Raw genomic sequence first — 21,872 nt, forward strand, 5'->3', positions numbered from 1 at the left:
GTCCGGTATCGGCTGACGGGCTCGGCCAGGTCATACAAAACGAGCCGGGTACGGTAGGCCCGGACGGCAGCCTCCGGCCGCACAGGACGTGCCGGCCGGGACCGACGGAGAGGGCTGGTAGGTAGCTATGGAAGAGCCGCGTCGCCTCGGCGGCCGGTACGAGCTGGGCCAGGTGCTCGGCCGCGGTGGCATGGCGGAGGTCTACCTCGGGCATGACACCCGCCTCGGCCGCACCGTGGCGGTGAAGACGCTTCGCGCGGACCTCGCACGCGACCCGTCCTTCCAGGCCCGGTTCCGCCGGGAGGCCCAGTCGGCCGCCTCGCTCAACCATCCCGCGATCGTGGCGGTCTACGACACGGGCGAGGACTACATCGACGGGGTCTCGATCCCGTACATCGTCATGGAATACGTCGACGGATCCACGCTCCGCGAGCTGCTGCACAGCGGCCGCAAGCTGCTGCCCGAGCGCGCCATGGAGATGACCGTCGGCATCCTCCAGGGCCTGGAGTACGCCCACCGCAACGGCATCGTGCACCGCGACATCAAGCCGGCGAACGTCATGCTGACGCGCAACGGCCAGGTCAAGGTGATGGACTTCGGCATCGCCCGCGCCATGGGCGACTCCGGCATGACGATGACGCAGACGGCCGCCGTCATCGGCACCGCGCAGTACCTGTCGCCGGAGCAGGCCAAGGGCGAGCAGGTCGACGCACGGTCCGACCTGTACTCGACCGGCTGCCTGCTCTACGAGCTGCTGACGGTCCGCCCGCCCTTCGTCGGGGACTCCCCGGTCGCGGTCGCCTACCAGCACGTGCGGGAGGAGCCACAGACGCCGAGCGTCTTCGACCCGGAGATCACGCCCGAGATGGACGCGATCGTGATGAAGGCGCTGGTCAAGGACCCCGACTACCGCTACCAGTCCGCCGACGAGATGCGCGCCGACATCGAGGCCTGCCTCGACGGCCAGCCCGTCGCGGCCACGGCGGCGATGGGTGCGGCGGGCTACGCCGGATACCCCGACGACCAGCCGACGACGGCCCTGCGCGCGGACGCCGGCGGCGGCGCCACGTCGATGCTGCCGCCGATGAACCCGGACGACGGCGGCTACGGCTACGACGACCGCCCCGACCGGCGCCGCCAGAAGAAGTCGAACACCTCGACGATCCTGCTGGTCGTGGCGGGCGTACTCGTCCTGGTCGGCGCCATCCTGATCGGCAAGTGGGCGTTCTCGGGCAACGACACGGGCAACGACCAGGTGGCGGCCCCGAACTTCATCGGCGAGACGAAGGCCGGCGCCGAGAAGCTGGCCCTCAACGTCGATCTCAAGGTCTCCTTCGCCTCCGAGCCCTGCGAGGACCAGAGCAAGGGCAAGATCTGCTCGCAGAACCCGGTGGCGGGCACCAAGGTCGACAAGCAGTCCACGGTGAACCTGGTGGTGTCCACCGGGTCGCCGAAGGTCGCGGTCCCCAGCGTGATCGGCCTGAGCCTCGATGAGGCCAAGGACAAGCTGGAGGGCGACGACTACGAGCTGACGGTCGAGACGGAGACCCGCGAGTCCAGCGAGGACCCGGGCACCGTCCTCGACCAGGACCCGATCAAGGGCACCGAGGTGGAGAAGGGCTCCACGATCACCCTGACGATCGCCAAGGAAGAGGCGAAGGCCACGGTGCCGGACGTCGCCCGCAAGTCGTGCGACGAGGCGGTGGCCCAGATGCAGGCCAACGACCTGAGGGGCACCTGCACCGAGGTGGAGACCGACGACCCCGCCCTGGTCGGCAAGGTCGTCGCGACCACGCCGGAGGCCGGTTCCTCGGTCGACAAGAACTCCACGGTGACGATCCAGATCGGCAAGGCCAAGGAGACCCCGCAGACCCAGGTCCCCACCGTCCAGGGCCAGTCCGTCAAGGACGCCAGGAAGGCGATCCAGGACGCGGGTCTGCAGGTGGGCAACATCACCGGCCCCGGTGACGACAACGCCATCGTCCTCGTCTCGAACCCCGGCCAGGGCACCACGGTCCCCAAGGGCAGCAAGGTCGACCTCGTGACCGCCGGTCAGGGCGACGGCGGGAACAACAACAACGGTGGCGGCAACAACGGCGGCGGTGGCCTCTTCGGCGGCATCACCGGCGACGACTGACCCGCCCGCCCGTCGCGTGACGGAGTCCCGGCACCTTCCCGGTGCCGGGGCTCCGTCGTGTCAGGGCCCCGCCGTGCCAGGGCTCCGTCGTGTCGTGCGGTGCGCGTCAGCGCAGTTCCCTCGGCGGAGTCCGTTCCGCGTTGACCTGTTCCACGCGGTCCAGCTCGCCCCACACCACGTAGCGGTAGCGGCTCGTGTAGACCGGGGTGCAGGTCGTCAGGGTGATGTAGTGGCCGGCCTTCTTCCTGCCCGACTCCTCGGGGATCGGGGAGAGGACCTTGACGTTGTACTTCGAGGTCTCGGGGAGGATGCCGTAGACCTTGTAGACGTACCACTTGTCCTTCGTCTCGAAGACGATCGCGTCGCCCTTCTCGAGCTTGTCGATGTCGTGGAACTTCGCGCCGTGGCCGTCCCGGTGGGCGGCGAGGGAGAAGTTGCCCTTCTTGCCCGACATGGGCAGGGCCGCCTTGACCGGGTCCGTGTAGTAGCCGGCGACGCCGTCGTTGAGGATCTTGGACGTCGTGCCCTTCTCGACGAGGATCTCGTCCTCGGTCATCTCGGGGACGTGCAGGAAGCCGATGCCGGCCCTGGTGTCCAGCGCGCCGGGCCCGGAGTCCTTCGCCCAGCTGTCACGGACCCTGTCGCCCTGCTTGTCGGCCTCGCGGTCCGCGACGACGTTCGTCCACCACAGGGAGTAGACGACGAACAGGCCCAGCACCAGGCCCGCCGTGATCAGAAGTTCGCCGAGGAGGCCGACGGCCGTGGCCAGCGGGCCCGTGCCGCGGCGGCGTGCCGGTGCGGGGGGCGACTGGAGCGCGTCGGTGTGCTCTTCGGTGCCGTCGGTGGTCGCTGCCACGTTTCATCTGCCCTTAATTGACGAGCGCATCCGGCTTGCCCTTGCTGCGCGGCCGTTCCTCGACCATCTTGCCCCAGACGATCAGCCGGTACTTGCTGGTGAACTCCGGTGTGCACGTCGTGAGCGTGATGTAGCGGCCGGGCCCGGTGAAGCCCGACCCCCTCGGCACGGGATCGAGGACGCTCACGTTGCTCGGTGACGTCACCGGCAGCATCGACGCCATCTTGTAGACGAAGTACTTGTTCTGTGTCTCTACGACGATCGGATCGCCCGGCTCCAGCCGGTTGATGTACCGGAACGGCTCCCCGTGCGTGTTGCGGTGCCCCGCCAGCCCGAAGTTGCCGGTCTTGTCGTCCGGCATCGCGGTCTTCAGCGCACCCTCGGCGTAGTGGCCGACCATGCCCCGGTCGAGGACGCCCTTGCTGTCGATGCCCTCGGCTATCGGTACCACCACGTCCAGCCGCGGAATGTGCAGCAGCGCGAAACCCTGCCCCGGCTCGAAGGCGCCCGGGCTCCGCTCGCCCTTCGCCCAGTCGTCCTGGAGGTCGCTGGCCTCCTTGCCGGCCTGCGCCTGCGCCCGGACGTTCGTCCACCACAGCTGGTAGGTGACGAACAGCAGCATGAGCACGCCCGTGGTGATGAAGACCTCGCCGATCACCCGGCTCGCGACCACCGCCGGGCTGGGCCTGCGCGCCCGCGCCTGCCTGCGGGCCTCCATCCGGGACAGCGGGGCGGCGGGGGCCTCCTGCCCGGAATCCCCGCTCCGTGCGCCCGCCGAGCCGGCGCGGCCTCCGGCGCCATGACGCCCGTGCCGCCGCTTGGCGGCCTTCCTGCGGGCCGCGCGGCCCCCGCTCGCCGGGCCGGCTCCCGCGGTGGCCACCGGGGCCGCAGATGCGGACACGGAGCCTCCGGGCCCGCCCGCGCCTCCCTGCGGTTCGGCCACCCGCAGCGCCACCGTCTCGTCGTCCGCGGGAGGTTCGTACGGCAGCGGCTCGTACGACGGCGGCTCGTACGACGGCTCCCGGCGCGACAAGTCCGGCGGCGGGCCCGGCTGCGGCTGCGGCTGCGGCTCGTGGGGCGATGTGCCGTGGTGCGCCGGGGTCTCGTGTGGCTGCCGGTACGCGCCCCCCTGACCGTACGGCGCCCGCGCCCGCCCGTGATCCGCTTCGTAAGGCGCCTGCGGCTGCCCCCGGTCGGCTCCGTGCGGCTGCTGTGCCTGCCCCTGATCGGCGCGAGGCCAGTCCCCGAGCGCGCCCCGCGCCTCGTACGGCTCCTGCCCGTACGAGGCGCCGGACTCTCGCTCGGGGCGCAGCGCGGTCACGCCGTGGCCCTGCCCACCACCGGGGCGAGCCCCGCAGACCTCGCCACCGCGCCCTGGTCCCCGCACTCCGCCAGCCAGTTGGCCAGCATCCGGTGGCCGTGCTCGGTGAGCACCGACTCCGGATGGAACTGCACGCCCTCGACGGGCAGTTCGCGGTGGCGCAGGCCCATGACGATCCCGTCCCGGGTGCGGGCCGTGACCTCCAGTTCGGCGGGCACCGTCGCGGGCTCGGCGGCCAGCGAGTGGTAGCGCGTCGCCGTGAAGGGCGTGGGCAGGCCCGCGAAGACGCCCCGGCCCTCGTGCTCGACGAGCGAGGTCTTGCCGTGCAGCAGTTCCGGCGCCCGGTCCACCACCCCGCCGTACGCCACCTGCATCGACTGCATGCCGAGGCAGACGCCGAAGACGGGCACGCCGGTCGCCGCGCAGTGCCGCACCATGTCGACGCAGACCCCGGCCTGTTCGGGAGCGCCCGGTCCCGGCGACAGCAGGACGCCGTCGAAGCCGTCCTGCGCGTGCGCGGTCGCCACCTCGTCGTTGCGCAGGACCTCGCACTCGGCGCCCAGCTGGTACAGGTACTGGACCAGGTTGAAGACGAAGCTGTCGTAGTTGTCGACGACGAGAATGCGTGCGCTCACTGGTTGTCCACCGTCACATCGTTGAAGGGAAGCAGTGGCTCCGCCCAGGGGAAGACGTACTCGAACAGCACGTAGACCACGGCCACGGTCAGGACGAGCGAGAGCAGCGCCCTCACCCACACGTTCCCCGGCAGATGCCGCCAGATCCAGCCGTACATGCCGTCCCTTCCGTCGCGCCACGGCACCAGACTCACGCCGTACAGCAAACAGACTAACGGCGCGGCGGCCGGGGTTTCCGGTTGTCCACAGGGAGCGTTCCGGTCAGCCGACGGGCTCGGCGTAGTGCAGGTCCACCGCGCCCGAGTAGCCGGGCAGCGTGACCTCGTCGTGCTCCTCGACCTTCCAGCCGAGGCCGTAGACGTTGACGTACACCATGTAGTTCTGGATCGCCGGGGACGCCGACAGCGCCTTCTTCAGCCGCTCCGGATCACCGACGGCCGTGATCTTGTACGGCGGTGAGTAGACCCGGCCCTGGAGGATCAGGGTGTTGCCGACGCAGCGCACCGCACTGGTGGAGATCAGCCGCTGGTCCATGACCTTGATGCCCTTGGCGCCGCCCTGCCACAGCGCGTTCACCACGGCCTGGAGGTCCTGCTGGTGGATGACGAGGTAGTCGGGCTGCGGCTCGGGATAGCCGGGGAGCCGGGCGGTGGCGTCCGGCGGGGCGTCATTGAGCGTGACCGAGATCGCCTCGCCCGTGAGCTTCTGCGTGCCGGCGCTCTTCTCCAGTTCCGCGAGCTTCTTCTCCTCCGCCGCCGTGCTGCCGTTGTCGCGCTCGGCGAGCGCTTCCATCTCGTCGCGCAGGGCCGCGTTGGACTCGTCCAGTTCGCCGTTCTTGCGGCTGCGTTCCTGAATCAGGTCGGACAGCTTGAGCAAGGACGTGTCCGTGCGGATATTGGTGCCTTTGGCGGTGTTGAAACTGGTGAAGAAGATGAGCCCCGCGAGAGCGAAGACGGCCACGGTGAGCACCCGGACCGGCCGGAGACGTCGGCCGCCGGGGCTGGATCCCGTCCCGGGGGAGTCGGCAGAATTGCTCAACGTACCCTTATCTCCTTCGGCGCCGCGGAAGCACTACGCTAACGGACGCCCGGGGGAGCGCTCAGAGTCCCCTGCAAGCCGCCCCGAGCCCGACCCAGTACCTGCGCGGCCACGCAGCGCATCGACAGGAGAGACCCTCGTGCCGAAGTCACGTATCCGCAAGAAGGCCGACTACACGCCGCCGCCCGCGAAGCAGGCGGCCACCATCAAGCTGACCAACCGCTCCTGGGTCGCGCCCGTCATGCTCGCCCTGTTCCTCATCGGGCTGGCCTGGATCGTCGTCTTCTACGTCACCGACGGCTCGCTGCCCATCGACAAGCTCGACAACTGGAACATCGTCGTGGGCTTCGGGTTCATCGCCGCCGGATTCGGCGTCTCCACGCAGTGGAAGTAGCCTCTCCGCCGCGTGGAAGCAGTGGAAGAAGGCGTGGTCGCTTTCGCGTGAACACAGCTCCGCCCGGAGCTGTCCAGTGAGTTATCCACAGCTGTTTTCCACAGTGGGGAAAAGAACGACGATCTGTGGATAACTCATCGGGGGTTGACGCCGGTGTGACTGCCCCACCAGCAACCGAAAGCTTGTTCGCCCCCTGGCTGACCTGCGGAAACACGCGTCAGCTACAGGGGGCACAAGTGTTCCCGCACAGTGTGCACAAGATCCGCCACACGCTGTGGATAACAGTGACCGCACAGCCGGGGCGTTGCTCCGCTCAGGTGAGCTGCATCGTTCTCAGAAGCGTCACGGCGACGACCACGAGCAGCATCAGCGCGCAGCTGCCGAACTGCACCGGGGACCGCCGCTCACGCGGGGCGTGCACCATGGCGTAACCGATGACGACACCGGCGACCAGTCCGCCGATGTGTGCCTGCCAGGCGATGTTGCTCCACCCGAAGGTGATGATCAGGTTGATGGCCAGCAGGGCGAGTACCGGGCGCATGTCCTGGTCGAGGCGCCGCATGAGGACGGCGGTCGCGCCGAACAGACCGAAGATCGCGCCGGACGCGCCGAGCGAGGCCGTGGTCGGCGCGGCGACCAGGTAGGTGAGGGCGCTGCCCGCCAGTCCCGAGATCAGGTACAGCGCGAGGTAGCGGGTCCGGCCGAGGGCCGCTTCCAGCGGGCTGCCGAGCCACCACAGGCTGAGCATGTTGAACGCGAGGTGCCACGGGGCCTCGTGCGTGAACATCGCCGTCACCATGCGGTACCACTCGCCCCCGGCGACTCCCTCGGTGGGGCTGAACGGCGCGGGCGGCCAGGCGCCGATGAGCATCAGGTCGTACCTGAGCCCCGACCAGGCGTGTACCGCGATGAACACCGCGACGTTGATCCCGAGGAGGATCTTGGTCAGCAGGCGGCGGTCGGCGGTGACGGTGCCGCCGGCGAGGGTGCGGGGCCGGGAGGCGCCCGGTGGGTGTCCGGTTCCGGAACCGCTCCGGACGCACTCGGGGCACTGGAAGCCGACCGAGGCGTCGATCATGCAGTCGGGGCAGATCGGGCGGTCGCAGCGGGTGCAGCGGACGCCGGTCTCGCGCTCCGGGTGGCGGTAGCAGGTGGGCAGGCTCCGGGCGTCCGTCGGACCGGTGTCCTCCGGGCCCTTCGGGCTGCCTGGCGCCTGGTCCATTGAAATCCCCTCAGTCGTCGTCGCGGGAAAGACGCGGTGCGGGAAACCCGGGTGCGGGTCTCGGTGCGGGACGTTCGGGCGCGGGATACCCCGCGCAGGAAAGCCCGGGACGGGGAAACCTCCACGCGGGAAAATCCCGACGTGGGGAAAGCACCGCCCCGCCCATCCTTACGGATGAGCGGGGCGTTTGGTTCCCTCCGGGCCGTCCTGCCCTGCCCGGGACCGCTGCTCAGCCCTGGCTGGTCTCGATCACGACCGATTCGATGACCACGTCCTTGAGCGGACGGTCGGTGCGCGGGTTGGTCTGCGTCATGGCGATGGAGTCGACCACCTTCTGGCTGGCCCCGTCGACGATCTCACCGAAGATGGTGTGCTTGCGGTTCAGCCACGTCGCCGGGGCGACGGTGAGGAAGAACTGCGAGCCGTTGGTGCCCGGACCGGCGTTGGCCATCGCCAGCAGGTAGGGCTTGTCGAAGGACAGGTCCGGGTGGAACTCGTCCTCGAACTGGTAGCCGGGGCCGCCGGTGCCGTTGCCCAGCGGGTCACCGCCCTGAATCATGAAGCCACTGATCACCCGGTGGAAGACCGTGCCGTCGTAGAGCTTCCTGGTGGACTTCTCGCCCGTGGCGGGGTGCGTCCACTCCCGCTCGCCCTTGGCGAGTTCCACGAAGTTCCGCACCGTCTGGGGGGCGTGGTTCGGCAGGAGCCGGACGTCGATGTCGCCGTGATTGGTCTTCAGGGTGGCGTAAAGCTGCTCAGCCACGATCTGCCTTCCGTTGTCTTCTTGTGACTCCCCGATCCTCGCACGCCCGGCGCCCCTCGTCGCCCGGCAGATGGGTACCGAGGCCGGTGCGCCCCGTCTCACATGCGGAAATCCGGCCAAGCGGCCACGGGACACGGGCGGGAACCGGCGATCCGTGGCATTGTCGACGACAGGCTCCCGTTGTCCGTATTGATCCGCTCTTCCGCAAGATCGACTGGTGGTCACCCCCAGATCCCGTCCGGTTCCGGCCGACGGGGCCCGTGACCCGGATGCCCGTCCTCGCATGCCCGGTACTGCTCCAACAGGCATGATCCGTAAAAGGGTGGAAAGTCGAAATACCGTACGCCACCGAGGAGGAGGAACCCGTGACCCGCATCGACAGCGTGCGCGCCGCGACCGGTTCGGCGAAGGACAGCGTGCTGCACGCCGCGGAAGTGGTGGCGCCCTACGCCGACACGGCCAAGGACAGGGCCGCGCACTACGCATACGAGGCCCGCGTACGGCTTGCGCCCAAGGTGACGCTGGCCGCCGAACAGGCCCGCGCCCAGTACGGCGTCCATGTGGCACCGCGTCTGGAGCAGGCCCGTACGCATGTGCCGCCGAAGGTCGACCAGGCCGCCCACGAAGCCGCCGTCCGTACGCGCAAGGCCGCCCAGCAGGCGGCCGTGTACTCCCGGCCGAAGATCGAGCAGGCAGTGGCCGCCGCCACTCCCGTCAAGGACGAGGCCGCCGCGCGCAGTGCGGCGGCACTGGCCGCGCTGCGCGGCCAGGTCTCGGCGAAGGACATCCAGAAGCTGGTCCGCAAGCAGGAGCGGCGGGCGCGGGCCGGCCGGACGACCAGGACGCTGGTGGTACTGGGCGTCCTGGCCGGTGGTGCCTTCGCGGCCTGGAAGTGGTGGGACAAGCAGGCCAACCCGGACTGGCTGGTGGAACCGCCCGCGGCGACGGAGGTTCCGGAGTCCGGCCGGCTGACCTCGGTGGACGGCAGCGGCTCGACGGCCGCGCTCGATCCCGAGGTGGAAGCCAAGGAGGCCGAGCAGGAGGGCGCGGACCGCGACGACCAGCGCTGAGCCTGTCCCGGGCAGGGGCGCATCGCCGTTCAGATCATCGCCGTGGGGCGGGGAGACCGTACGCAGGCCGTACGGGTTTCCCGCCCCACGGCGATGTTTCACGTGAAACCGCGCAGGCGGCATCGCGCCGGCCTGGCGAACTTGGGCGCAAAAACGCCCTCCGGCCCGCATATCCGCAGGTCGGAGGGCGTTTCTCTGTGGAGCCTAGGGGAGTCGAACCCCTGACATCTGCCATGCAAAGACAGCGCTCTACCAACTGAGCTAAGGCCCCCGGAAAACAAGCGTCCGGCCGGAGGACGTTCATACCGGCCGACGCCGCAGTCCAGAGTACCGGGTCGGGCCCGGGATCTCGCAAATGAGGGGGTCCCTATGCCCCACCACTCTCCGTAGGATGCACGCGTGGTTCGCTACAGCGAACCGGGGTCTTTGGGGAAGCGATGGGGAGACGCAATGGACGCCGCACAGCAGGAAGCCACCGCCAGAGCGCGGGAACTGCAGCGGAACTGGTACGGGGAGCCACTGGGGACGCTCTTCCGCAAGCTCATCGACGATCTTGGTCTCAACCAGGCTCGTCTCGCGGGGGTTCTGGGACTGTCGGCGCCGATGCTGTCGCAGCTGATGAGCGGTCAGCGGGCGAAGATCGGCAATCCCGCCGTGGTTCAACGGGTGCAGCTGCTGCAGGACTTGGCGGGACAGGTCGCCAACGGTGACGTGAGTGCGGCCGAGGCCACGGAGCGCATGGAGGAGATCAAGAAGTCACAGGGGGGCTCTGTGCTCAGCAACACCACGCAGACGACCAGCACTTCGGGTGCGCCCACGGTCAAGCGCGTGGTCCGCGAGATCCAGTCGCTGCTGCGTTCGGTCGCGGCGGCGGGCGACATCATCGACGCGGCGGACACCCTCTCCCCGACCCACCCGGAGCTGGCGGAGTTCCTGCGGGTGTACGGCGCCGGCCGCACCTCGGACGCCGTCGCGCACTACCAGTCCCACCAGAGCTGACTCCGCCGCCCGGCGGCCGAAGGGGGTCGGCAGCCGGGACGCCGGATGTCGGCGGACGACGGGGGGCACGAGGGCGTGGGGAGGGATCGGATTCCGGGAAATCCGGTTCCGGGAATCCGGTTCCTGACTCCGGGGGAACCGGGGAAGCCGCAGGGGGAGGAGCGACGCACAGCCATGGGTGAGGTCTTCGCCGGCCGGTACGAGCTGGCCGACCCGATCGGACGGGGCGGCGTCGGCGCCGTGTGGCGCGCCTGGGACCACCGCCGCCGCCGGTACGTGGCGGCCAAGGTGCTCCAGCAGAGCGACGCGCACTCCCTGCTGCGGTTCGTCCGCGAGCAGGCGCTGCGCATCGACCACCCGCATGTACTCGCGCCCGCCAGCTGGGCCGCCGACGACGACAAGGTCCTGTTCACCATGGACCTGGTCACCGGCGGTTCGCTGGTCCACCTGATCGGCGACTACGGGCCGCTGCCGCCGGCCTTCGTCTGCACCCTGCTCGACCAGCTGCTGTCGGGCCTGGCCGCCGTGCACGCGGAGGGCGTCGTGCACCGCGACATCAAGCCCGCCAACGTGCTGCTGGAGGCGACCGGCACCTCCCGGCCGAGGCTCCGGCTGTCCGACTTCGGCATCGCGATACGGCTGGGCGAGCCGCGCCTGACCGAGACGCACCTCGTGGTGGGGACGCCGGGTTATCTCGCGCCCGAGCAGATGATGGGCTCCGAGCCGGACTTCCCCGCCGACCTGTTCGCCGTGGGCCTGGTCGCCCTGTACCTGCTGGAGGGCGCCAAGCCGGACGCGAAGGCGCTCGTGCAGTACTTCGCGGAGCACGGGACGCCGGGCGCGCCCCAGGGCATTCCGGAGCCGCTGTGGCAGGTGGTGGCCACGCTGCTGCAACCGGACCCCGAGGCGCGGTTCCGTACGGCGACGGGGGCGCGCAAGGCGCTCGCCGCGGCTGCCGAGCTGCTGCCGGAGCCCGGCCCCGACGACGAGCTGATCGAGATCTTCGACCAAGTCGGGCCGCTGCCACCGGGGTTCGGTCCGGACGGCCCGCTCCGACGCGCACCGGGGGTGGTGGTGCCGGGCGGCGGTCCGGGAGCCTCCCGGGAGCCGTCGTCGCCGGTGGCAGCCGCCGCTGCGGGCGATCCCCGCCAGGGCCCCGGCGGCACCGGGAGCACCGGAGGCACGGAATCCGCAGCCGTACAGGAAGCGTCCGCGGGTACGGCGTCGAATCCGGGCGCCCGAGCCGTCGCCGCGGGCCCTTCTGCGGCTCCCTCTGCGGCAGACGCACCTGCTGTGGATACGCCCGAGCCCCGGACGTCCGCGCCCAGGCCGCGGGTTGCGGACACACCCGAGCCCGAGAATCCGCCTTCGGCTCCGCAACCACCCTCCATGTCCGACACGGGCAGCTTCCCTCTGCCGCCCCCGCGGGCCACGGCCACCACGGCAGCCGCACCGGGCCCACCCGCTGCTCCCCATCCACCCCACGTCTCCCCGCGCGAGGCGACACACGCACTGGGCCACCTTCAGCAGCCGCCCGCACATCCGTACGCCGCCCCGTCCCCCCAGCCCGACTACGCCGCGGCGGGCCTCTCACCCCATGGCGCCCAGACGCACCGGCCCCCGGAACGCACCGACGCCTCAACAGCCTCGTACACGACGCAGGAGCACCAAGGACCGCCGCCCGTACCGAGGCACCGCGCCGCGCGCCCCCGGCGTCCCGGCCCACCGGCCAGGGTCGTCATCCCGGTCCTTCTCCTGGCGCTGGCCTGCTACGCCGTCGGCTTCTGGGCCCTGGCCCGCATCTGAGCCTGACCCTCAGGGCGCGGCTCGGCGACGCGCCGCGACCGTCCACACCCCGAGCCCCAGCAGCAGGGCGCTCCCGGTGCCGATGCCGCCCGCGGCGAGTGCCGTCATGGCAAGGTCGCCGCCGGTGCCGCCCTCGACCGCGGCCTGCCGGTCCTGTTCCGTGACCTCGAAGAGGCCGCGCGGCTTCGACTCCCCCGCGTAGTCGGGCCCGGACTGCGCGGCCCCGCCCACCCGCACGCGCAGCGTCAGCGCGAACGGCCCCGTGCCGAACCCGTCGGCCACCTCTTCCGCGAGGTGCACGACGAGGTAGTAGAAGCCGGCGAACCGCACGGTGTTCACCTGCTCGGTGGGGGCGAAGCGGTTGGCGTACCCGACCGGTGGCAGCGGGGCGAGGCTGGTCGCCTTCCGGGTGCCGTCGTAGCCGACGGCGGTGTCCTGCACGTGGCCGCGCGCCGGGTTGTAGAGGGACAGGTCCAGAGCGCTGACGGCGTAACCGCCGCCCCCTTTCGCGCCGCCCAGCTCGGCGGTGGCGGACAGCTGCTGGCCCCAGTCCACGGGCACCTTGTAGAACAGCGTTCCGCCGGGCGCGATGCTGGCGCGCCAGACACCCTGCCCGACGGAGGCGGCGGTGTCGAAGCCCGCGCCGCCCTGACGGCGTACGGCCCGGCCCTCGACCGGCTCCGGCGAGGCGGAGTCCCAGGCGCCGGGCGGGCTCGTCGCGCCGGTCTGCGCCGGGCGCGGCTCGGACGCGACGGTGAGCTCCAGGTCCCAGGTGTCCGGTGAGGTGTCCGCCGGTTCGATGCGCTCGACGGAGACGTGGTAGGTGCCGGCCTCCTGGCACAGGGGTTTCCCCGGGGAGATCTCGCGCATTCCCCAGGCGGCGATCGGGTGCGGGCTGCGGGCGGCGCCGAAGCTCGCGCTGTCGAAGGAGCAGGAGCGTCCCTCGGTGTCCTGGACGGACACCTTGATCCCGTCCACGACGGCGATCGAAGCGCCGGGGCGGGGTACGGCCGTGGCGGCGACGTACGTACTGGAGGCGGCGTCGAGTTCGAGGCGGTAGTAGACCTTGCCACCGCTGGGCAGGGAGCTGCGGTACGTCGTGCCGGGCAGGAGACGCTCGGCGTCGGCGGGACTGTCCGCGCCGTCGACCCGCCGGGCGCCGTCGGCGAAGTCGTACCCGTCCACGGCGGCCAGCGCGGAGGGGGCGGGCAGCACGGCGCAGGCGCACAGCACGGCGACGACGGCACCCAGCGAGACGGCACGCCGTGCCGGGGGACGACCGCGCCACGCTCCCGAGCGCCACCACTGCGCCGTACGCCGACCCATCACTCGCCCCCACCCTCACCGACACCCGAACCCGGCCTCCGGGACCTGGCCGCGGCCCATCCTGCCCCGCCCGCCCCCGGGCATCCACCGGGCATCCCGGGCATGCGGGCCTCCCGGACACACAAAACCCCGACCGCTACGACGGCCGGGGTCTGTTCAGGAGCGAAAGTCGATGCTCACGAACCCGTGGGCACGGAGTCAGTCGCCTCCGTCCACAGATCCTGCTCGGCGCGATCCGCCTGGATCTGGCGGTACACGAGGAGCCCGCCGATGGCGGCCAGTGCGACCAGGAGAAGCTTCTTCACCGCGCGACCTCGTCTTTCCTTGACGTAGGGGACTTCTGGCGCCCGACTATACACACCGACCGATACCGATCGGTGACCTGTGTCGGCCCTCAACTCCCGCCCGGCGCACAGCAGAAGAAGGGGAGGACTCCACTCCGATCGGAAGGTGATCACACCTCCACGGACGGTGACACTTGTGTGCTTTCCTCCTCATTTTCCCCTCTTTCTGCCTCTTGCACCCATCCGAGTGGTGTTCATCTGAACATCGCCGCGCCACGGGCGCAGGTCCACCACTTCGCGACGCTCATACACATCATGAGGAAAGTACGCAAATCGCCCGACCCGAAAGTGAGGGGCCATGGCCCGCATCAAGGTCATGAAGCTGTGGACCGCCATCGTCACCGCCTTCCTCGCGCTGTTCGCGGCGCTCGGACTCGCCGGCACGACCGCCTCGGCGGCCGTACAGCAGACCGAGACCACGCGCAACAGCAACAGTGAGAGCGACACCGGCCGGAGCACCGCGCAGCCGGCGGCACGAACGGCCTCCCCCTGGTCGGGCACACTCGCCCGCGCCCTGCCCCCCACGATGAAGCAGCGCATCCATGCCGAGGCCCACGGCAAGTCCCCCAGCTGCCGCCACCACCCGGACGCGTCCGAGGCGGCCACGAGTTCCTGTGCTCCCGGCACGGCCTCCGAGGAACCCCTCGCCCACGAGATCCCGCTCCAGCGCTGAGCCCGCCGGCACGTCCCGCACGTGCCGCCCCAGCCCTCCCTTTGACCGACCCAGCAGTTCCGGCGCTTTGCGTACAGCACCGCCACGACACGAAGGCCCGACGGCTGACACCAGCCGCCGGGCCTTCGCGCTGCCCGCGTCTCCCGTCGAACGCGGCGTACAGGTCGAGCCGCCAGGGGTCCCCCCGGGTCGATACGGCTCGGCAGGCGGTCGACGGTTGACCGGAAACGCACACAACAAGAGCGGGCGCTCCCCACCAGGGGAAACGCCCGCTCCATGCGATCTGCTGCTGTGGGGCTAACAGGATTTGAACCTGTGGCCTCATCCTTATCAGGTCGATCATGGCGGCCCAACAGACTTGGCACGCGGCAGCATAGATACCTAGTACTGGTCGCCGTGGTCCGCCGCGATACGGCGCTGCACGCGGCTGTTGGTGTCAGCCGTTGATGTCAGGCGCATCGGCAGGCTTGACACGTAGCTGCGGGAGGTGCAAGGCAATCACCTGCACGGTGATCAGAACGATTACCGCAACCACGAGCCAAGTGGCCTGGCGCAGAACACCAGTCATCGTGTCGCCATTGATCACGCACACCAAGACCACGGCCAGCGGGATCATGATTTTCTTGATACTGCGACTGCCACATGCGACAGTGTCAAGCAGGTGGGTGTCAAGCACCGGCAGTCCGCCGAAGCCCAGGATGGGCATACGTCCTCCTTGGTTGTCAGAAGGGCGCGCCCGGTTCCTCTTCCCAAAGGCGGGCGCGCCCTTCGGTGTTGGTAGTCCAACGGTATGGCACGCACGTGACAGTAGGCGCCCCTCACCACCAAGACCTCGTCTTGTACACGGCACCGCACACGAGATGAACTAGGGCTAACCAGGGTCAACTTGAGGTACCGCGCTCCAGACCACTGACCTGCGGAGACTCGCGCGCATAACACAGACCACTGACAAATCCGTCGCGTATCGCGTGCGATAATCCCGTGTCACATGGCCTATATGTCTTATGTACCAATTGCACGTGACCAAGCTCACTCACTGCGATCAGCCCAAAAGCTGCCTTTTCCACCACTCACCCCTGCTCCCATCCCGTCCGCCGTCGACCCACACACCGTGGAGCGGGCGTGGTTCAGGGCGTCCAGGTGGAGCGCGCCACTGTACGAACGACCTGGACGCCCTGGGCCGCGTCTGCTCGGCTCTGCCTGGGTCGACGGTGGTCGGGATGGGAGCACCCCACGCACGCTCTCTACGGAACCGCGGTCGGCGACGGCGCCCCCTCCATCCCGGTGCCGGCCGATCCCCCGCCGGAGGCATCGTCTTTGACCGCGTCCCGTCTTATGCGGTGATCGTCTCATGGCTTCCGGCCCTATCCACATGTGGGCGCGCGTCGGCGCAGCGCGGGCGGAGCGGGCCGAAGGCAGGAGCGTCGCCCGGAGCGGAGCCGGGAAGCGCGCCCGGCGGAGCGGAGCGCAGCCGGGGCTTGATGAGGTAGAGAAACCTGTAACAGCTCTCGCTCTTGCCCGGGTCAAGCCGAAGGCGTGTCGGTGGTCAGGAGTCGGCTCGTGAATCCGGCTTGGCACAGGCGCTCGTATGCCTCGCGCACGCCGGCGGGTACCGGTTGGCTGATCATGAATCCCTGCTCGGGGTAGATCATCAGTCGTTGAAGCGCACCGACCAGCATGTCGATCACCAGGCGGGCATCGCCGATGGAGTCGACGTACTGGTCGAGCGTCATAGGAGTGGAAGCGCTGACGACCTCGACTTCGGGCCAGAGCTTGCGCGCGGTGGCGTACGCTCGCCGCTCCTCATACGGCTTGCTGATCAGGAGTACCGAGGACACCTCGATCCCCCCCTCTTCCAACAGCTCTCGCGAAAAGCGGATGTTCTCGCCGGTGTTGCGGGCTCGCGGCTCCACGAGAACGGCCGTACTGGGGACACCGAGCTCCAGTGCCCGTTCCCGGTAGTGGACGGCTTCACCGCGGGGCATGCGCTCCCGCGTCGTGGGGCTGGTGGCACCGGTGAACAAGAGCAGCGGGGCCATGCCGCGCTTGTACAGGTCCACTGCCGTGTCGGCCACGCCCAGGTCGTGGCTGCCGAGTCCGATGGCAACCGAGCACGGCCGGGGTGAGTGGCCCATCTGGTGGTACTCCCACACGCGCCGGGCGTCTGCCCAATCCTGCGTCGAGATCACTGCTGACGTTCCCTGCCCTTCGCCGAGTCGGGCACCTTGAAGTCGTACTCCCATGCGAAGCGCGATGCCGCGTGTACCCCGATGGCGAACTCCACGACGGTGCCGTCGGCCGTGTAGGTCGTCCGATGCAGCTCGACGACCGGTTCGCCCGGCAGCAGCTGGAGCTGCTTCACCTCGTCCGGTGTGGCGGCACGGGCGAACAGTCGCTCCTTCATGTGATCGATCTCGTAACCCGCGTCGTACAGCACGCGAAATCCACCGCCTCGGCCGGCGGGCCCCGGCGTGGGGTCCACCAGTCGCGTACCTTCCACGTGCTCGGGCCGGTAATAGCTGGTCAGCGTGTGGGTCGGCTGGTCCCCTTCCTTGACCAGTCGCGCGCGGGCGTAGACCTCGGCGCCTTCCGGCAGCCCGTGTGCGGCTGCCGCCTCCGGTGGCGCCACGACGCGACTGACCGTCTGGGTCTGCTCGTTCGGGCGGTACCCCCGCCCCGAAGCCACGCGGTCCGCGATGAAGGCGACCTCGTCGCCGTCCCGCCACTTGGCCTTGTCGTACCGGGCGATGCCCAAGCGTTTAAGGGGGACTTGCTGGCGCACGACCGTGCCGTGGCCGCGCGACGAGGTGACCAGACCTTCGGCTTCCAGCGCCTTGTAGGCGGCATGCACGGTGGTCTTGGAGCCTTCGCCTGCCTCGACAAGCTCTCTGATGTGCGGCAGTCGCTGGCCGGGGGCGTAATCACCCCTTCTGATTTGCTCGGCCAGCTTGTCTGCCAGCTCCCGCCACTTGGGCGCCATCTCGAACCCCTCTCGACAAGGTCCAGTGAAACATAGTCCTAGGACTGTTGACAGTCCTAGGACTGCGGTGCACTATCTCTCTCAGCGGCTCGCAGTCCTAGGACAGCGAGCATTACGCGGCCCTATCGGGCTGCTCCGACATCAACGCTGGGAGTACTGATGCCGTCCTTCAAGATCGACCTCTCGACCGCCGTGGTGTTCGTGGCGACGGCGCCGGAACCGAAGATGGCGAACAAGAAGACCGGAGAGCGGGCCTTGGACCGGGAGACCGGTGCAGGCCTGTCGACCGTGGGCCTGCTGGTCTCGGACGAAGGTGAGGGCAACCTCTACCAGGTGACCGTCCCGGAGACGGGTATCCCGGAGGGCCTGATGCCGGGCATGCCGGTCCGGGTCGTCGGGCTGAAGGCGCGGGACTGGGAGAACGAGTTCAACGGCCAGAAGCGGCACGGGATCTCGTTCCGCGCGGTCGCGCTCACGGCGGCGGCCTGACCATGGCCGACCTGATGATGTGGCTGGAGGCCACGGGGGCGTTAGCGGGTGCTGGCGGCCTCGGTTACGCCAAGGTCCGGGCTCCGCGGGTGTACTGGTCGCTGGCCGGGATGCCGCTCGCCTGGAGCCGGTTCACCTTCTCCTACCGGTCCACGATGGACGTGTGCGGGTTGACGGTGCAGCCGTCCGGCCTGCGGGCGTTCATGACTCGCAACGTCGCTCGCCGTGAAGTGCAGCCGGTCCCGCCGAAGATCCGCCGGGTGCGTCCCAGTTCGACCGGCCTGCGGGTCACGCTGCGGCTGCCGGCCGGGTTGGAGCCCGCCGACGTGGTCGCCTCCTCGGAGCGGCTGCGGCATGCCTGGGGCGTGCACTCCGTGACCGTGGTGGAGACCAAGCCCGGGTTCGTGGAACTGCGCATGACCGGCTATGACGTGCTGCGCCGGGTGCGCATGCCGCGCAAGGCCGCCCCTCACGATCTGGTGGTGCCGGTGGCGCTGCGGGAGGACGGGACCGCCTTCGAGCGGGACTACCGCAAGGCCCCCATGGCGCTCACCCTGGGCGCGAACCACTCGGGCAAGTCGATGTACCTGCGCAACCTGATCAAAGGACTGGCGCAACTGCCGGTGGCGCTGGTCGGCATCGACTGCAAGCGCGGTGTCGAACAGAGGGCATTCGCGCCCCGGCTGTCGGCGCTGGTCACCACCCCCGATGACGCCGCCTCGCTGCTCGCGGTGCTGGTGGCGGAGATGGAAGACCGCTTCGACCTGCTGAGCCGGCACGGTGTCTCCGACGTGTGGGAGCTGCCCGCAGATTCCCGTCCGGTGCCGGTCGTGGTCCTGGTGGACGAGGTGGCGGAACTGTTCCTGATCTCCTCGAAGAAGGATGAGGAACGCCGCGAGAAGATCGTGACCGCGTTGATCCGGCTGGCGCAGATGGCCCGTGCGGTCGGCATCCACCTGGAAATCTGCGGGCAGCGCTTCGGCTCCGACCTGGGCAAAGGCGCCACCATGCTCCGTGCCCAGCTAACCGGCCGCGTGGTGCACCGCGTCAACGACAAGCAGACCGCGGAAATGGGCCTGGCCGACGTCGCCCCGGATGCGGTGCCGGTCGCGAGCCTGATCCCGATGGAACGCCCCGGCACGGCTGTAGCGGCGGACTCCACGGGCGGCTGGTCGAAGATCCGCACCCCGAACACCTCCCGCGCGGATGTCGTCGCGGTCTGCCGGAAGTTCGCCCACCTGGTCCCAGACCTTCCCGCCCTCGAACCGTTCCGCCCTTACGTGCCCGCCGAGGCGCCGGAGACCGGTCCGTCGCTGGTCAAGCCCCGCCCGGTCACCGACTGATACCGCCCAGGGCGGGCGGCCGGACACCTGCTTCTCGCCCGCCCCCCGGCCCGACACCCCCTCGAAGGGAGGTGCCCCATGCTCCGCTCGATCCGCCTGGACGCCGTACTCGTCCAAGCCGTCATCGCCGGTGCGCTGTCCTTCGCCCACCTGCACGACCTCGCCGCCGCCGCCGGACAGACCGGCTGGAAAGCCTGGGCCTACCCGGTCTCGGTCGACCTGCTCCTGGTCGCCGCCTGGCGCCGACTGCGCACCGCCCGGCGGGACCGCTCGGCCTGGACCTGGTTCTTCATCGCCCTGGCTGCCTCGCTCGGCGCGAACGTCGCGACCGCCGGACTCCTCGACCTCGACCAGGTGCCCGCCTGGCTGCGCATCCTCGTCGCCGGCTGGCCCGCGCTGGCCTTCCTCGGCGGAACCCTCCTGGTCCACACCCCCGCCGAACCGGCCACCCCGGCACAGCCCGTGGACGACGAACGGGCCGCGTCGGAAGTCGAGATGCACCGCACCGACGACCCCGACCCCGCTCCGCCCGCGCCATCCGCGCCGGAACTCACACCAGCCCCACCGCCGCCCGTCCCAACCCCCGCGCCGGTCGTCCCGGCTGCGCTGCTCGACCACGCCCGGAAGATCGCCGACGCACACCGTGCCTCGACCGGCACACCGATGCCCGCTGACGCCCTGTCGGCCCGGCTCGGTCTGCCCGCCCCGATGGTCGACGCCATCGCCGAACAACTCCAACTCACCTGATCGGAAAGGAGTTCGCCTCATGTCCCGGTCCTTCGACCACCCCGCCGACTTCATCGACGCCGCCCGCGAGATGGCCGTCACCGGCCGCCCCACCCTGGCCCGGCTGCTCGCCGAGGAAGCCGCCGACCGCACCCCGGACGCCGACACCGCCACCCGCATCCTCGCCGAGTTCCCCGGCCCCAGCCTCCGACAGGAGGGCTGACCCCATGGCCGTCTACCGCCGCTTCCGCGACCGCGTCCGCATCGGTCCCGTGCAGGTCGCCACGTACTACGACGGCCGGGGCCGTGGCCGGCACACCGCCGCCTGCACCGCCCCCGGCTGTGGCTTCTCCGCCGACTACCGAGACCGCGCCGGCGCCGAACTCGCCGCCCGTACCCACCGCTGCAAGGCATAGGAGGACCCCGCGTCATGGACGTTCCGCTCTGGCTCGCCCTGCTCGCCGTCGGCTTCCTCGGAGTCAAGCTCATCCGCCCGCCGTGGTGGCTCGTGGCCGTGCTCCTCCTGGGCGGCTACCTCCTCGCCGACAGCATCCTGGCCCCCGCCCTCACCACCGTCGTCAAGTAAGGAGACCTGCTCATGTTCCGGCCCAAGCTCCCGTCCATGCCCCAGCCCACCGGCAGGGCCACCCCGCCCGCGGTCGCCGTCGAGCCGACCATCATCACCCCGGGCACCCCGGCCCCGCCGCCGGCACCTGTCGCCCCGGCCCCAGTCTCGGCCCGGCCCACGGTTCAGCTCACCCCCGGCAGCGCACTCGCCCTCGCCGCCGGCGGTGGCGCCGTGGTCCTGGTCGTCGGCGCGGTCCTGGTCTCCATGCTCCTCGCGGTCGCCATCACCGGCGTGTCCGTCGCCCTGGTCGCCGTCGTCCTGCGCCTGCTCGTCAACGACCTGCACAAGGGACGGTGAGCCATGGAAACCGTGATCGCTGCCGCATTACCGGCCCTCGGCTGGGCCGTCCACGGCGGACTGCTCCTGCGCCGTCTGGCCACCGCCCGCCGCGACCCGCTGACCGGACTGCACACCCGCGCCGGATGGACCGCCCGCGCCGAACACCTGCTCACCCGGCACCCGGCCGCGCTGGTCGTCCTGATCGACCTGGACGACTTCAAGGCCACCAACGACACGCACGGCCACGCAGCCGGTGACGCCGTCCTCGCCGCGACCGCCCGCCGACTGCGCGACTGGTGCGGACGCCACGGCATCGCCGCCCGCCTCGGCGGAGACGAGTTCGCCGCCATCGTCACCGACCCCGCCCACACCCCCGGCACGACCGCGCTGCAAACGGCCCTCGCCCGGCCCGTCGCCCATGACGGGCGCCTGCTGCCGGTCTCCGCCTCCGTCGGCTTCTGCCACCGCACCGACCTGCCGGTCGCCGCACTCACCGACGCCCTGTCCCACGCCGACGCCGACATGTACGCGGCCAAGGGCCACGGAAGGCGCAACGTCCACAACTGAACGGCCCCCGGAGCGGCTTCGGTCACCAAACTTCCGCCGCTCCGGGCGCCTGCACCCATTCCAGATCCAACGGACCCGAAAGGGAAACCTCATGATGCCCCAGCACGCCCGGACCCCGCGCGTCTGCCGCGCCTGCGACGGCTTCCCCGTCGTCGCCATCACCACCGGCACCCGCCACCGCGACGGCACCCGCGCCACCCTCCACGTCACCTGCCCCACCTGCAAGGGCACCGGCCACACCGCTCCCGCTAGCGTCATCCGGATCGGAAGGTGACC

General features: G+C 70.2%; 27 protein-coding genes and 1 tRNA gene. 15 read left to right on the forward strand and 13 right to left on the reverse strand.

Features of this window, described 5'->3' with window-relative positions:
• The first annotated feature begins 127 nt into the window (after positions 1-127).
• The gene (pknB, locus tag AB0M97_RS22945) at positions 128-2,137 is read left to right on the forward strand and encodes a Stk1 family PASTA domain-containing Ser/Thr kinase (protein ID WP_365962805.1); all 2,010 of its coding nucleotides are present in this window, start codon (positions 128-130) and stop codon (positions 2,135-2,137) included.
• 106 nt (positions 2,138-2,243) lie between these two features.
• Here the strand turns inward: pknB and AB0M97_RS22950 are convergent, their stop codons facing one another.
• The 5 genes from AB0M97_RS22950 to AB0M97_RS22970 form a co-directional block, all read right to left on the reverse strand.
• The gene (locus tag AB0M97_RS22950; RefSeq protein WP_365962806.1) at positions 2,244-2,993 is read right to left on the reverse strand and encodes a class E sortase; all 750 of its coding nucleotides are present in this window, start codon (positions 2,991-2,993) and stop codon (positions 2,244-2,246) included.
• Positions 2,994-3,006: 13 nt separating this feature from the next.
• Entirely contained in the window at positions 3,007-4,314 is a 1,308-nt protein-coding gene (locus AB0M97_RS22955) for a class E sortase (protein WP_365962807.1), read from the reverse strand.
• Entirely contained in the window at positions 4,311-4,949 is a 639-nt protein-coding gene (locus AB0M97_RS22960; protein WP_365962808.1) for an aminodeoxychorismate/anthranilate synthase component II, read from the reverse strand. Before AB0M97_RS22960 ends, AB0M97_RS22955 begins: the two co-directional genes overlap by 4 nt.
• Positions 4,946-5,143 carry a hypothetical protein gene (locus tag AB0M97_RS22965; RefSeq protein WP_365962809.1) on the reverse strand — a complete coding sequence of 66 codons (198 nt, stop codon included), beginning with the start codon at positions 5,141-5,143 and terminating at the stop codon, positions 4,946-4,948. Before AB0M97_RS22965 ends, AB0M97_RS22960 begins: the two co-directional genes overlap by 4 nt.
• Positions 5,144-5,210: 67 nt before the next feature.
• A complete protein-coding gene (locus tag AB0M97_RS22970) occupies positions 5,211-5,987 on the reverse strand; it encodes a DUF881 domain-containing protein (RefSeq protein ID WP_365962810.1) in 777 nt (258 codons plus the stop codon).
• Positions 5,988-6,126: 139 nt separating this feature from the next.
• Between AB0M97_RS22970 and crgA the strand changes: the two genes are divergently transcribed.
• Positions 6,127-6,381, forward strand: coding sequence for a cell division protein CrgA (crgA, locus tag AB0M97_RS22975; RefSeq protein ID WP_365962811.1), 255 nt, complete (start codon positions 6,127-6,129; stop codon positions 6,379-6,381).
• 313 nt (positions 6,382-6,694) lie between these two features.
• Here the strand turns inward: crgA and AB0M97_RS22980 are convergent, their stop codons facing one another.
• Together AB0M97_RS22980 and AB0M97_RS22985 are read right to left on the reverse strand one after the other, a co-directional pair.
• Positions 6,695-7,603, reverse strand: coding sequence for a rhomboid family intramembrane serine protease (locus AB0M97_RS22980; protein ID WP_365962812.1), 909 nt, complete (start codon positions 7,601-7,603; stop codon positions 6,695-6,697).
• A 229-nt stretch (positions 7,604-7,832) separates the two neighbouring features.
• Positions 7,833-8,366: a peptidylprolyl isomerase gene (locus AB0M97_RS22985; RefSeq protein WP_365962813.1), complete on the reverse strand. Its 534-nt coding sequence runs from the start codon at positions 8,364-8,366 to the stop codon at positions 7,833-7,835.
• Positions 8,367-8,731: 365 nt separating this feature from the next.
• Here AB0M97_RS22985 and AB0M97_RS22990 point away from each other — a divergent pair, with 365 nt between their 5' ends.
• Positions 8,732-9,436, forward strand: coding sequence for a DUF5324 family protein (locus AB0M97_RS22990; RefSeq protein ID WP_365962814.1), 705 nt, complete (start codon positions 8,732-8,734; stop codon positions 9,434-9,436).
• A 198-nt stretch (positions 9,437-9,634) separates the two neighbouring features.
• Here AB0M97_RS22990 and AB0M97_RS22995 read toward each other — a convergent pair.
• Positions 9,635-9,707: transfer RNA gene (locus tag AB0M97_RS22995), tRNA-Ala, on the reverse strand.
• A gap of 179 nt (positions 9,708-9,886) precedes the next feature.
• Here AB0M97_RS22995 and AB0M97_RS23000 point away from each other — a divergent pair.
• Both AB0M97_RS23000 and AB0M97_RS23005 read left to right on the forward strand, forming a co-directional pair.
• Complete coding sequence (locus tag AB0M97_RS23000) at positions 9,887-10,435, forward strand: DNA-binding protein (RefSeq protein ID WP_365962815.1); 549 nt, start codon at positions 9,887-9,889, stop codon at positions 10,433-10,435.
• A 174-nt stretch (positions 10,436-10,609) separates the two neighbouring features.
• On the forward strand, positions 10,610-12,241 hold the full coding sequence (locus AB0M97_RS23005) for a serine/threonine-protein kinase (protein ID WP_365962816.1): 1,632 nt from the start codon (positions 10,610-10,612) through the stop codon (positions 12,239-12,241).
• A gap of 9 nt (positions 12,242-12,250) precedes the next feature.
• Here AB0M97_RS23005 and AB0M97_RS23010 read toward each other — a convergent pair whose 3' ends face one another.
• Together AB0M97_RS23010 and AB0M97_RS23015 are read right to left on the reverse strand one after the other, a co-directional pair.
• Positions 12,251-13,567 (reverse strand): hypothetical protein, encoded by a 1,317-nt coding sequence (locus AB0M97_RS23010; RefSeq protein ID WP_365962817.1) that lies wholly within the window; start codon positions 13,565-13,567, stop codon positions 12,251-12,253.
• Between the two features lie 176 nt (positions 13,568-13,743).
• Positions 13,744-13,872, reverse strand: a complete 129-nt coding sequence (locus AB0M97_RS23015; RefSeq protein ID WP_003999697.1) for a DLW-39 family protein — start codon at positions 13,870-13,872, stop codon at positions 13,744-13,746.
• A gap of 337 nt (positions 13,873-14,209) precedes the next feature.
• On the opposite strand from AB0M97_RS23015, the gene AB0M97_RS23020 reads away from it, so the two are divergent.
• Positions 14,210-14,584 (forward strand): DUF6344 domain-containing protein, encoded by a 375-nt coding sequence (locus AB0M97_RS23020; RefSeq protein ID WP_365962818.1) that lies wholly within the window; start codon positions 14,210-14,212, stop codon positions 14,582-14,584.
• A 436-nt stretch (positions 14,585-15,020) separates the two neighbouring features.
• Here the strand turns inward: AB0M97_RS23020 and AB0M97_RS23025 are convergent, their stop codons facing one another.
• The 3 genes from AB0M97_RS23025 to AB0M97_RS23035 all read right to left on the reverse strand — a co-directional run bounded on the left by AB0M97_RS23025 (position 15,021) and on the right by AB0M97_RS23035 (position 17,564).
• Positions 15,021-15,290 carry a hypothetical protein gene (locus tag AB0M97_RS23025; RefSeq protein WP_365962819.1) on the reverse strand — a complete coding sequence of 90 codons (270 nt, stop codon included), beginning with the start codon at positions 15,288-15,290 and terminating at the stop codon, positions 15,021-15,023.
• Positions 15,291-16,107: 817 nt separating this feature from the next.
• A complete protein-coding gene (locus AB0M97_RS23030) occupies positions 16,108-16,773 on the reverse strand; it encodes a YdcF family protein (RefSeq protein ID WP_365962820.1) in 666 nt (221 codons plus the stop codon).
• Entirely contained in the window at positions 16,770-17,564 is a 795-nt protein-coding gene (locus AB0M97_RS23035; protein WP_365962821.1) for a GntR family transcriptional regulator, read from the reverse strand. Before AB0M97_RS23035 ends, AB0M97_RS23030 begins: the two co-directional genes overlap by 4 nt.
• 159 nt (positions 17,565-17,723) lie before the next feature.
• Here AB0M97_RS23035 and AB0M97_RS23040 point away from each other — a divergent pair, with 159 nt between their 5' ends.
• From AB0M97_RS23040 to AB0M97_RS23080, 9 genes are all read left to right on the forward strand, one after another.
• Positions 17,724-18,053 (forward strand): hypothetical protein, encoded by a 330-nt coding sequence (locus tag AB0M97_RS23040; protein ID WP_365962822.1) that lies wholly within the window; start codon positions 17,724-17,726, stop codon positions 18,051-18,053.
• A gap of 2 nt (positions 18,054-18,055) precedes the next feature.
• Entirely contained in the window at positions 18,056-19,396 is a 1,341-nt protein-coding gene (locus AB0M97_RS23045; protein WP_365962823.1) for an FtsK/SpoIIIE domain-containing protein, read from the forward strand.
• A 78-nt stretch (positions 19,397-19,474) separates the two neighbouring features.
• A complete protein-coding gene (locus AB0M97_RS23050) occupies positions 19,475-20,143 on the forward strand; it encodes a DUF2637 domain-containing protein (protein WP_365962824.1) in 669 nt (222 codons plus the stop codon).
• Positions 20,144-20,162: 19 nt separating this feature from the next.
• Positions 20,163-20,345 (forward strand): hypothetical protein, encoded by a 183-nt coding sequence (locus AB0M97_RS23055; protein ID WP_365962825.1) that lies wholly within the window; start codon positions 20,163-20,165, stop codon positions 20,343-20,345.
• A 4-nt stretch (positions 20,346-20,349) separates the two neighbouring features.
• Entirely contained in the window at positions 20,350-20,538 is a 189-nt protein-coding gene (locus AB0M97_RS23060; RefSeq protein ID WP_365962826.1) for a mobile element transfer protein, read from the forward strand.
• Positions 20,539-20,552: 14 nt separating this feature from the next.
• Positions 20,553-20,708: a hypothetical protein gene (locus AB0M97_RS23065; protein ID WP_365829852.1), complete on the forward strand. Its 156-nt coding sequence runs from the start codon at positions 20,553-20,555 to the stop codon at positions 20,706-20,708.
• A 12-nt stretch (positions 20,709-20,720) separates the two neighbouring features.
• The gene (locus AB0M97_RS23070; protein WP_365962827.1) at positions 20,721-21,047 is read left to right on the forward strand and encodes a SpdD-like protein; all 327 of its coding nucleotides are present in this window, start codon (positions 20,721-20,723) and stop codon (positions 21,045-21,047) included.
• Between the two features lie 3 nt (positions 21,048-21,050).
• Positions 21,051-21,596 (forward strand): GGDEF domain-containing protein, encoded by a 546-nt coding sequence (locus tag AB0M97_RS23075; RefSeq protein WP_365962828.1) that lies wholly within the window; start codon positions 21,051-21,053, stop codon positions 21,594-21,596.
• Positions 21,597-21,690: 94 nt separating this feature from the next.
• Positions 21,691-21,870 carry a hypothetical protein gene (locus tag AB0M97_RS23080; RefSeq protein ID WP_365962870.1) on the forward strand — a complete coding sequence of 60 codons (180 nt, stop codon included), beginning with the start codon at positions 21,691-21,693 and terminating at the stop codon, positions 21,868-21,870.
• Positions 21,871-21,872 lie beyond the last annotated feature (2 nt).

The organism is Streptomyces sp. NPDC051207 (assembly GCF_040682395.1).
Taxonomy (GTDB): domain Bacteria; phylum Actinomycetota; class Actinomycetes; order Streptomycetales; family Streptomycetaceae; genus Streptomyces.